The following is a 10,216-nucleotide window of genomic DNA, read 5'->3' on the forward strand; positions in this document are numbered from 1 at the left end:
GTCGTGAATGACGCAGCGCGGGGGAGGGGAACCTCCCCCGCCCCCTCTCCCTTCGTTGGGATTTGGGATCGGACGCCGATGGCCGGTGCCAAGTCGGAAGGAAGGAGGGGGGATCTGGGGGAGTTCACTCCCCTCGACCTTCGATCTGCGCCACCCAGTCGCGCAGGTTGTAGTGCATGGTCACGCGCGCGATCCGTCCGTCCCGCAGCGCGAAGAAGGCGCCCGCCGGCAGCACGTAGCGCTGCCCGCGCGCCTCCGGCAGCCCTTCGTCGGTCGCCAGGTATTCCCCATGCACCACGAATTCCGCCGCGGCGCGCGTGCCGTCGGCGCTGGCCATCACCACGATGTCGGCCAGCCGTTCCCGGTAGCAGCGGTCCATCCGCGCCATGAAGGCAGCGAAGGCGTCGCGCCCGACCTCCCGCCCGCCCTGGTTGATGTCGTGCGCCACGTCATCCGCCAGCAGCGCCAGCATCGCCGCGCGGTCGCCGCGGTTGAAGGCGTCCAGGTAGGCGGTGATCAGCGCGGCGGCGTGGTGCATCGGGGGCGGTTTCCTTGCCGGGGCGGGGGCTGCCGCCTATAGGTGCCGCGCATCGAGCCGCCGCACCACCCCCGGAACCGCCATGCCGCAGAAGCCGCCCAGCTTCCAGGACATCATCCTCCGCCTTCACCGCTTCTGGTCGGACCAGGGCTGCCTGATCCTGCAGCCCTACGACATGGAGATGGGCGCGGGCACCTTCCACCCGGCGACGACGCTCCGCGCGCTGGGGCCGAAGCCGTGGAAGGCGGCCTATGTGCAGCCGTCCCGCCGGCCGTCGGACGGGCGCTACGGGGAGAACCCAAACCGCCTGCAGCACTACTACCAGTACCAGGTCATCATGAAGCCCTCGCCGGCCGATGCGCAGGACCTGCTGCTGGCGAGCTATCGCGCGCTCGGCCTCGATCCCGCGCTGCATGATTTCCGCTTTGTCGAGGATGACTGGGAAAGCCCGACGCTCGGCGCCTGGGGGCTGGGCTGGGAGGTCTGGTGCGACGGGATGGAGGTCGGCCAGTTCACCTATTTCCAGCAGGTCGGCGGCATCGCCGTGGACCTGCCGTCCTACGAGATGACCTACGGGCTCGAGCGGCTCGCGATGTATGTGCAGGGCGTGGAGAACGTCTACGACCTGGCCTTCAACGACGACGGCGTGACCTATGGGGAGGTGTTCCTCCGCGCCGAGCGCGAATACAGCGCGCACAATTTCGAATACGCCGACGTCGCCGCGCTGTTCCGCCATTTCGAGGATGCGGAGCGCGAATGCGCAGCCCTGCTCGACCGGCGCCTCGCCCTGCCGGCCTACGACCAGTGCATCAAGGCGTCGCATCGCTTCAACCTGCTGGATGCGCGGGGCGCGATCAGCGTGACCGAGCGCGCCGCTTATATCGGCCGCGTGCGGGCGCTGGCGAAGGGCTGCTGCGAGGCATGGCTGGCCGGCGAGGTGGCGTGACCTTGCGCGCGGCCCGGCATTCTACCATAACTGATGCGCTTTCTACCATAAGGGCGCCATGGGCCAGCTGAACATCAAGGACGATGCGCTGATCGCGGAGGCGAAGGAACTGGCGGTGCTGCTCGGCACCTCCGCGACGGGCGCGGTGCGCGAGGCGGTGCACGAACGGCTGTTGCGCGAGAAGGCCCGGCGGGACGAAGCGCGGCAGCGGAAGGTCGCGGCGATCATGGCGATCGCCGAGGATGCCGCCCGGCTGTTTCCGCCAGGCAGCACCAGCGACCACGGCGACCTCTATGACGAGGACGGCCTGCCGCGATGATCCTCGATACCTCGGCGGTGCTGGCCATACTGCAGAACGAGCCCGAGGCGCGCGCCTTCGGCGATGCGCTCGGCGCGGCGCCATCGGTCGCCATCGCGGCGCCGACCCTTGTCGAGGTCGGCATCGTCGCGGAAGCCCGGGCGGGCGAGGCGGTGCGCTCGCGCATCGCGCGGCTGCTGGAGTCGCTGGAGGCCGAGGTGGTGCCCTTCACCGAGACGCACGCCCGCGCGGCGCTCGAAGGTTGGCGCCGCTACGGCAAGGGGCGGCATCCCGCGGGGCTCAACCTCGGCGACTGCTTCGCCTATGCACTGGCGGTCGCGCGCGACGAACCCCTGTTGTTCAAGGGCGAGAACTTCGCCCGCACCGACGTGAAGGCGGCGATCCAGTGCCCGAATTGCTGATCGAACTGTTCTCGGAGGAGATCCCGGCGCGCATGCAGCGCGAGGCTGCGTATACGCTCGCTGCCCGGGTGGAGACTGCGCTGGCCGGCTTCTATGCCGGCGCGGCAGTCGATCGTGCCAGGCTCATCTATGGGCCGCGGCGGATCGGCCTTGTCGCGGACATCGTCCTGGTCGGCGGGACGCCTGGCTCCAGAGTGCCCGGTCCGCGTATCGGCGCGCCTGATGCCGCGATCGACGGCTTCCTGCGCAAGCACGGCGCGACGCGCGATGCGCTGACGCAGGAGGGTCCGTTCTGGGCAATCGAGAAGCCGCCGACGACGGTCCACGCGCGGGACGTGATCGCTGAGCGCGTCCCCGCCATCATCCGCGCCTTCCCCTGGCCGAAGTCGATGCGCTGGGGCGGGACGTCGGGCATGACCTGGGTGCGGCCGCTCAAGCGCATCCTCTGCGTGCTGGACGGGGCGGTGGTGCGCTTCGATCTGCGCGCGGGGGAAGATGACGGGCACGGGCTGGCGTCGGGCGATCTCACCGAGGGCCACCGCGTCATGGCGCCGGGCGCCTTCGCGGTGCGCGGCTTCGCGGCGTACGAGGCCGGGCTGCGCGAGCGGCACGTCGTGCTCGATGCGGCCGAGCGCGCGGCGATGATCCGCGACGGCATCGCGGCACTGGCGGCGGCGGAAGGCTTGTCCGTGGTGCCCGACGAGGGGCTGGTGGCCGAGGTCGCGGGCCTGGTCGAATGGCCGGTGCCGCTGCTGGGGCGCATCGACGACGCCTTCATGGACCTGCCGGCCGAGGTGATGCGCACGACGATGCGCGTGAACCAGCGGTACTTCGCGCTGCGGCGCGCGGATGGCGGCGCTGCGGCGCGCTTCGCGCTGGTGGCGAACATCGCCGCGCCGGATGGCGGCGCGGCGATCGTCGCCGGCAACGAGCGCGTGCTGCGGGCGCGGCTTTCGGATGCGCGGTTCTTCTGGGACCTGGATCGGAAGCAGCGGCTGGAGGACTTCCTGCCGAAGCTGGACAGCGTGGTGTTCCACGCCAAGCTCGGCACGCAGGGGCAGCGGGTGGCGCGGCTGGAGCGGCTGGCGCGGCTGATCGCGGAGAAGGTCGGCGCCGATCCCGACGACGCGGCTGAGGCGGCGAGGCTCGCCAAGGCCGACCTTGCGTCGGGCATGGTCGGCGAGTTTCCCGAATTGCAGGGCGTGATGGGGCGGTACTACGCGTTCGGCCAGGGGAAGGTGCCTGCGGTCGCGGAAGCGATCGCCGCGCACTACCGGCCGATGGGGCCGACGGATGAGGTGCCGTCGGAGCCGGTGGCGATTGCAGTCGCGCTGGCGGACAAGTTGGACCAGCTGGCCGGGTTCTTCGCGGTGGGGGAGAAGCCGACGGGGAGCGGTGATCCGTTCGCGCTGCGGCGGGCCGCGTTGGGCGTGATCCGGATTGTCCGGGAGAATGGGTTGCGGATCGGCCTCAAGGGGATCATCGGCAAGCACCACGCTGCGGTGGCCACAGACTGTCTGCACGCTTTCGAATCCGGCGAGGGCCAGGCGCGCCTCAAGTCTCTCGAGCGCCGGGAGCGCGAAGGCGGGAACGTCAACGAACTCGCTATGCAGATGAAGCCGCAGGTCTGGCTTGCCGGGATCCGTGCCGAGTTTGCGGCCGCCTTTCCGTCTGCCGAGGCGCTTGCACGCGACCTCCTCGACTTCCTCACCGACCGCCTCCGCGTCCAGCTCCGTGCCGAGGGCACGCGCCACGACGTCGTCACCGCCGTCCTCGGCGCCGCCCCCGACGACGACCTCAACCGCCTGCTCCGTCGTGCCGATTCCGTCCGCGCCTTCGTCGAATCCGACGCCGGCGCGAACCTGCTCGCCGCCTACAAGCGCGCCGCCAACATCCTCCGCATCGAGGAAAAGCGCGACGGCCACGCTTACGACACCGGCTACGAGCACCATTTGCTGAAGGCGCAGGAGGAGGAGGCGCTCGCCGCCGCCCTCGAACCCGCCGCCGCCCGCATCGAGCTCGACCTCGACGCCGAGGACTTCGAACGCGCGATGGACGTGATGGCCACGCTCCGCGCCCCGGTCGACGCCTTCTTCGACAAGGTCATCGTCAACGACCCGGCGCCGGAACTGCGCCGCAACCGCCTGAAGCTACTCGCCCGGCTCCGCGCCACGATGGATGCGGTCGCCGATTTCTCCAAGATCGAAGCCTGAGGGGAAGCCGCCCGATGACGCAGTGGGTCTACAGTTTCGGAGCCGGTCGCAACGAGGGCAGCGCGGAGATGCGCGACCTGCTCGGCGGCAAGGGCGCCAACCTGGCCGAGATGGCCGCGATCGGCCTGCCTGTGCCCCCCGGCTTCACCATCACGACCGAGGTCTGCACAGCCTACTACGAAAACGGCCGCGAATACCCGGCCGACCTCGAGGCACAGGTGAAGGCGGGCCTCGCCCGCGTCGAGGACGCGGTCGGCACGAAGTTCGGCGACCACCACAAGCCGCTGCTCGTTTCCGTCCGCTCCGGCGCGCGGGTCTCGATGCCTGGCATGATGGACACGGTGCTGAACCTCGGCCTGAACGACGCGACGGTGGAAGGGCTCGTGACGGCCTCCGGCGACGCCCGCTTCGCGTGGGACAGCTACCGCCGCTTCATCCAGATGTACGGTTCGGTCGTGCTCGGCGTGGACCATCACCGCTTCGAGGAGATCATCGAGCACGAGAAGCTCGACACCGGGAAGCTCGAGGACACCGAGCTCACCGCCTCCGAATGGCATCGCGTGGTCGATGGCTACAAGGAGATGGTGCGCGAGGTCACGGGCAAGCCCTTCCCGCAGGACCCCTGGCAGCAATTGTGGGGCGCGATCGGCGCGGTGTTCGGGTCGTGGATGAACCAGCGCGCCGTCACCTACCGCCGCCTGCACGACATCCCGGCCGAATGGGGCACGGCGGTCAACGTCCAGGCCATGGTCTTCGGCAACATGGGCGAGGACTGCGCGACCGGCGTCTGCTTCACCCGCGACCCGAGCACGGGCGAGAACATCTTCTACGGCGAATACCTGATCAACGCGCAGGGCGAGGACGTGGTCGCCGGCATCCGCACGCCGCAGCCCATGGCGCAGCTGAAGGCCAAGCCGAACGAGCGCAGCATGGAAGTCGCCATGCCCAACGCCTATGCGGAACTCGTGCAGGTGCGCGAGACGCTCGAGCGCCACTACCGCGACATGCAGGACATCGAGTTCACGGTGCAGTCGAACAAGCTGTACATGCTGCAGACCCGCAACGGGAAGCGCACCGCGGCCGCCAGTCTCAAGATCGCCGTCGACATGGCGCGGGAAGGGCTGATCGACCACACCGAGGCGGTCAAGCGCGTGAACCCCGGCGCGCTCGACCAGCTGCTGCACCCGACGCTCGACCCCAAGGCGCCGCGCAAGCATCTGGCCAAGGGGCTGCCGGCCTCCCCCGGGGCGGCATCCGGCATCGTCGTCTTCAGTGCCGATGAGGCGGAGGCGCGCGCCCAGAAGGGCGAGAGCGTCATCCTCGTGCGCATCGAGACCTCGCCCGAGGACATCCACGGCATGCACGCCGCCAAGGGCATCCTCACCACCCGCGGCGGCATGACCAGCCACGCCGCGGTGGTCGCGCGCGGCATGGGGCGGCCCTGCGTGGCCGGATGCGGCGCGGTCAGCGTGGACTACAACAACCAGGTGCTCTCCTCCGGCGGCGTGCAGGTCCGGGGCGGGGAGGTGCTGACGATCGATGGCGGGACCGGCGAGGTCTTCATCGGCCCCGTCGCGATGATCGAGCCCCAGCTGTCGGGCGACTTCGCGACCCTGATGGAATGGGCCGACAAGGTGCGCAGGATGAAGGTCCGCGCCAATGCCGAGACGCCGCTCGACGCCGAGACCGCGCGCAAGTTCGGCGCCGAGGGCATCGGGCTCTGCCGCACCGAGCACATGTTCTTCGACCCCGAGCGCATCGGCGCCGTGCGCCAGATGATCCTGGCCGAGACAGAGGCGGGGCGCCGCGTGGCGCTGGCCCGGCTGCTGCCCTTCCAGCGGCAGGATTTCGTCGACCTGTTCCGCATCATGGCGGGGTTGCCGGTGACGATCCGGCTGCTCGACCCGCCGCTGCACGAATTCCTGCCGCACAGCGAGCACGAGATCGCGGAAGTGGCGCATTCGCTCGGCGCCAACGTGGACGAGATGCGCCGCCGCGCACAGGACCTGGCCGAAGCGAACCCGATGCTCGGCCATCGCGGCTGCCGGCTCGGCATCTCCTATCCCGAGATCTACGAGATGCAGGCCCGTGCGATCTTCGAGGCCGCCTGCCAGATCGGCAAGGAAACGCACAAGGCGCCCCACCCCGAGATCATGATCCCGCTGGTGGCGACGCGCCGGGAACTCGAGATCACGCGCGCGCTGGTCGACCGCGTGGCGCAGGAAGTCTTCGCCGAGACCGGCTATCACATCGACTACAGCGTCGGCACCATGATCGAGCTGCCGCGCGCGGCGCTCACCGCCGATGCGATCGCCGAGGCCGCGGATTTCTTCTCCTTCGGCACCAACGACCTGACGCAGACGGTCTTCGGCCTGTCGCGCGACGATGCCGGCAAGTTCCTGCCGCTGTACATCGAGAAGGGCATCTTCCCGAAGGACCCCTTCGTCTCGATCGACCCGGACGGCGTCGGCGCGCTGGTGCGCATCGCGTCGGAGAAGGGACGGCGCGTGAAGGGCGACATCAAGCTCGGCATCTGCGGCGAGCACGGCGGCGACCCGTCCTCGATCCATTTCTGCGAGAGCGTCGGGCTCGACTACGTCTCGTGCTCGCCCTACCGGGTGCCGGTGGCGCGGCTGGCGGCGGCGCAGGCGGCGCTGGCCTCGGGGGGCGCGGACCGGACGGCCTGAACGCCCGTTCCGGCGTGATTCCGATCACCGCCGCGGCAGGCGCAATGTGGGACACACCCTTCGGCAAAGGTGCCGGAGGGTGCAATGGCCGACTTCGCGATGGACGGGCGGGGCGTCAACGACCATGAGTCCGAGACCGAGCTCGGCGCGGTCTGGTACGCGGCGAACTACTATTACGAGGCGAGCTACCGATCGGGCCGCGAATACGGTGGCCTGGTCTTCCGGCGCCCGAACGGGATGTTCTCGGTGACGGTGCGCAAGGGCACCTGGGATTCGCTCAACTACAAGAACGCGACGGCCGATGTCCCGGCCGGAGGCGTTCCCGTGGCGATGTGGCATACGCATCTGCCCGGCAGCGCGGCGCGCGGCGTGTCGGAGGGAACGCGCACCGTGCTTGCGGTCGGTGACCTGCTCGGTGACCTGTTCGGCATGGGCTACGACGATTTCTCGGACGGCGACATGGACCTCGCCCGACGCGCCACGGCCGCGCGGCAGCACAATTTCCCGATCTACCTGGCGACGGCGACCGTCATCAAGCGCTTCTCCCCGCGGGCGAAGGAGCAGATCCAGGTCTGGAAGAAGCCGCCGCCCTCGGGGATGCAACCGAAGCGACCGCCGTCCGGCGCGGCGCCTGGCACGGGCGTCCCGAACGCGCCGCTGCGCTGACGACCGGGCGGCTGGCGGCATCCGGGCCATTCACGCCGCGGGTGCGCCCCGCCGCGCCATCATCCGGTTGCCTGGCCGCTCGCTCGTGTAGGCCACCTCGGCGAAGCCGCGCAGCCGGTGCTCGATGCTGGCGAAGGCGCTGCGCTCGGCCGGTGTCAGCGGCGCCTCGGGCGTCTCGCTCCGGTGGCGCAGGTAGCGCGCCAGCATCCCCGCGCCGCGCCGGTGCGCGGCCGCCACAAGCGCGCCCTCGGTCAGCGCGATGGGCTGGCCGTCCAGCCCCATGACGGTCGTGCCGGCGGCGCCCAGCGTCCCCATGCGATCCAGGATGACCTCCTGTCGTGCGAGGAAGGCGGTCATCGCCGCCTCCTGCGCCGTCTCGCTTGCGAGGAAGCTGGCCTCGTCCGCCACGCCATGCGCCGCTGCCGCCGCGGTCCAGCCGCCCGAGGCGTCCATCCAGCCGATGTCACGCAGCGCCACCGCGAGGAACTGGTAGCGGCCGAGCGCGCCGGAACGCTCGTTGCGCAGCCCGTAGCCGTCCCGCACATGCTCGGCGCTGCGCTCGGCTTCCGCGATGCGCTGGCGGAAGGCGGCATTGGCCTGCGCCTCCCACGGGCGGAGGCCGGCCGCCTGCGTCTCCGACGGCCGCGTCGGGCGGATCGCAACCGGTGTCGGTGCCGGGGCGGGCAGCCGGGCCACGGCGGGCCGCAGCGCGGGCGCCGGGGCGGGGGTCGGCCGGGCCGGCGGCATGGCACGCGCCAGGGCTGGCTTGAAGTCCCGGTGCTTCGCCGCGCGCGCCGGCGCGGCGGCGGGCGCGGGCATCGGCCCGGGCGGGCGGGGGGCGGTCGGCGGGGGCATCGCCGGCACATCCTGCCGGGGGGTGGTCAACGGGTGATGAATCCCGCGCTCGTGCCGGAAGGCGCAGGTCTCGACCTACGGGGGCGCTCGGAAGGTGGGGGGAGGGGAACCTCCCCCGATCCCCCTCCCTTTTTCTGTTCCTTGGCGCCTGTCCTGGGAGGTAGGGCGCCAAATGCCAAAGAAGGTTGAGGGGGGCGTGGGGGGAGAAGTTCTCTTCTCCCCCCCTTCCTTCCCACACCCGTCCGAAGTCATCACCTCGACCCGGCCGACCTCAGAGCCAGCGCCGCACGCGCGCCCGATACGCCTCGTAGGCCGCGCCGAAGCGTCCGGCGAGGTAGGCTTCCTCCTTCGCCACCACCAGGCGTTCCAGCAACAGGTGGCTCGCCGCCAGCCCGAGCCAGCCCCAGAGGTCCCCCCAGCGCAGCGCGAAGCCCGCCACCGCCAGCAGGAGGCCGAGGTAGATCGGGTTGCGGCTGAAACGGAAGGGCCCCGCCTCGACCATCGCGGTGTCCGGCTTGTCGGGCCGCGGGTCGTTGCCGGCGCGCACCAGCACCAGCACCGCCCAGCCCATCAGCGCGACGGCCGCGAAGATCACCAGCGCGCCGAGGTCCGGCAGCGGCGGGCCGAGCGGCACCGGCACGAAGCGCTGCCCGGCCCAGGCCACGGCCAGCACCGCCGCCACCAGGACCGGCGGCGGGATGCGAACGCCGGGGCCATGGTCGGGCGCGGTCATGCCCGCTCGCGCGCCGGCAGGCGCATCCAGGCGGGGATGCGGGGGGACAGGAGCGCGCCGCCGGCCGCGAAGGGCGCGCGGTCCAGCGCATCGATCCGCAGCAGCGCGAGGCCCTGCCCGTCGCGGCCCGAGCGCATCTCGCCGACCTCCGCCCCGGCCGCGTCGGTCACGGGCGTGCCGCGATCCGGCAGCTTCCCCTCCACCGCCACGGGAACCAGGCGGCGCTTCACGAGGCCGCGGTAGCGCGTGCGCGCCGTCAGCTCCTGTCCCATGTAGCAGCCCTTCGACCACGAGACGCCGTTGAGTTCGTCGAAGCCGGCCTCCAGCAGCACGGACTTCTCGGCCTCCAGGTCGCGCGCGCCGTCCGGCAGGCCGAGGGCCAGGCGGTGGCGATCGTAGTCCTCCGCCGCCGCATCGGTGGCCAGCGGGGCAGGGGCCAGCACGCGCCAGCCGGCCTCCGGCAGGCGCGGGTCGGCGAAGACGATCCCCTCGGCCGCCGGCGCCGTGCCCCAGGCGGCATGCACGCGCCAGTCGGCCGAGGCGTCGCGCAGCGTCACCCTGGACCGCAGCCGGAAGCGCGAGAGGCGCTGCAGGACGCCCGGCACCGCCGCCGCCTCCGCGTCCAGCAGGAAGGTATCCTCGGTCGCGGCGACGACGAAGAAATCGGCCAGCCACTTGCCCTGCGGCGTCAGCAGCGCGGCCCAGGCGGCGCCGCCCGGAGGGATGGCGGCGACATCGTTGGACACCAGGCCCTGCAGGAAGGCGACGCGGTCGGGGCCGGCCACCTCCAGCACGCCGCGGTCGGGAAGGAAGGCAATGCTCATGACAGGCCATCTGTGCCGGACGGCGCCCGCCTGC

At 71.2% G+C, this 10,216-nt stretch carries 10 protein-coding genes; 6 read left to right on the top strand and 4 right to left on the bottom strand.

The genetic code is table 11. The features are described from left to right. Window positions 1-124: 124 nt before the first annotated feature. The gene (locus tag E8M80_RS05685) at window positions 125-538 is read right to left on the bottom strand and encodes a ketosteroid isomerase-related protein (RefSeq protein ID WP_137124708.1); all 414 of its coding nucleotides are present in this window, start codon (window positions 536-538) and stop codon (window positions 125-127) included. A gap of 82 nt (window positions 539-620) precedes the next feature. On the opposite strand from E8M80_RS05685, the gene E8M80_RS05690 reads away from it, so the two are divergent. The 6 genes from E8M80_RS05690 (at window position 621) to E8M80_RS05715 (ending at window position 7,770) form a co-directional block, all read left to right on the top strand. Next, window positions 621-1,484, top strand: coding sequence for a glycine--tRNA ligase subunit alpha (locus E8M80_RS05690; protein WP_137124709.1), 864 nt, complete (start codon window positions 621-623; stop codon window positions 1,482-1,484). Between the two features lie 58 nt (window positions 1,485-1,542). Continuing rightward, window positions 1,543-1,803 carry a type II toxin-antitoxin system VapB family antitoxin gene (locus E8M80_RS05695; RefSeq protein ID WP_137124710.1) on the top strand — a complete coding sequence of 87 codons (261 nt, stop codon included), beginning with the start codon at window positions 1,543-1,545 and terminating at the stop codon, window positions 1,801-1,803. Beyond that, window positions 1,800-2,204 carry a type II toxin-antitoxin system VapC family toxin gene (locus E8M80_RS05700; protein WP_137124711.1) on the top strand — a complete coding sequence of 135 codons (405 nt, stop codon included), beginning with the start codon at window positions 1,800-1,802 and terminating at the stop codon, window positions 2,202-2,204. Before E8M80_RS05695 ends, E8M80_RS05700 begins: the two co-directional genes overlap by 4 nt. After that, window positions 2,189-4,417, top strand: a complete 2,229-nt coding sequence (gene glyS, locus E8M80_RS05705) for a glycine--tRNA ligase subunit beta (RefSeq protein ID WP_137124712.1) — start codon at window positions 2,189-2,191, stop codon at window positions 4,415-4,417. Before E8M80_RS05700 ends, glyS begins: the two co-directional genes overlap by 16 nt. A 14-nt stretch (window positions 4,418-4,431) precedes the next feature. Then, on the top strand, window positions 4,432-7,104 hold the full coding sequence (gene ppdK, locus E8M80_RS05710; RefSeq protein WP_137124713.1) for a pyruvate, phosphate dikinase: 2,673 nt from the start codon (window positions 4,432-4,434) through the stop codon (window positions 7,102-7,104). Between the two features lie 84 nt (window positions 7,105-7,188). Then, on the top strand, window positions 7,189-7,770 hold the full coding sequence (locus E8M80_RS05715; RefSeq protein WP_137124714.1) for a DUF4329 domain-containing protein: 582 nt from the start codon (window positions 7,189-7,191) through the stop codon (window positions 7,768-7,770). A gap of 30 nt (window positions 7,771-7,800) precedes the next feature. Here the strand turns inward: E8M80_RS05715 and E8M80_RS05720 are convergent, their stop codons facing one another. The 3 genes from E8M80_RS05720 to E8M80_RS05730 all read right to left on the bottom strand — a co-directional run bounded on the left by E8M80_RS05720 (window position 7,801) and on the right by E8M80_RS05730 (window position 10,182). Continuing rightward, window positions 7,801-8,625 carry a hypothetical protein gene (locus tag E8M80_RS05720; protein ID WP_137124715.1) on the bottom strand — a complete coding sequence of 275 codons (825 nt, stop codon included), beginning with the start codon at window positions 8,623-8,625 and terminating at the stop codon, window positions 7,801-7,803. Window positions 8,626-8,896: 271 nt separating this feature from the next. Further along, window positions 8,897-9,358 carry an isoprenylcysteine carboxylmethyltransferase family protein gene (locus E8M80_RS05725; RefSeq protein WP_137124716.1) on the bottom strand — a complete coding sequence of 154 codons (462 nt, stop codon included), beginning with the start codon at window positions 9,356-9,358 and terminating at the stop codon, window positions 8,897-8,899. Next, on the bottom strand, window positions 9,355-10,182 hold the full coding sequence (locus E8M80_RS05730) for a folate-binding protein YgfZ (RefSeq protein ID WP_137124717.1): 828 nt from the start codon (window positions 10,180-10,182) through the stop codon (window positions 9,355-9,357). Before E8M80_RS05730 ends, E8M80_RS05725 begins: the two co-directional genes overlap by 4 nt. Window positions 10,183-10,216: the final 34 nt, after the last annotated feature.

This window comes from Roseomonas sp. HF4, from assembly GCF_005222755.1.
Classification (GTDB): Bacteria; Pseudomonadota; Alphaproteobacteria; order Acetobacterales; family Acetobacteraceae; genus Neoroseomonas.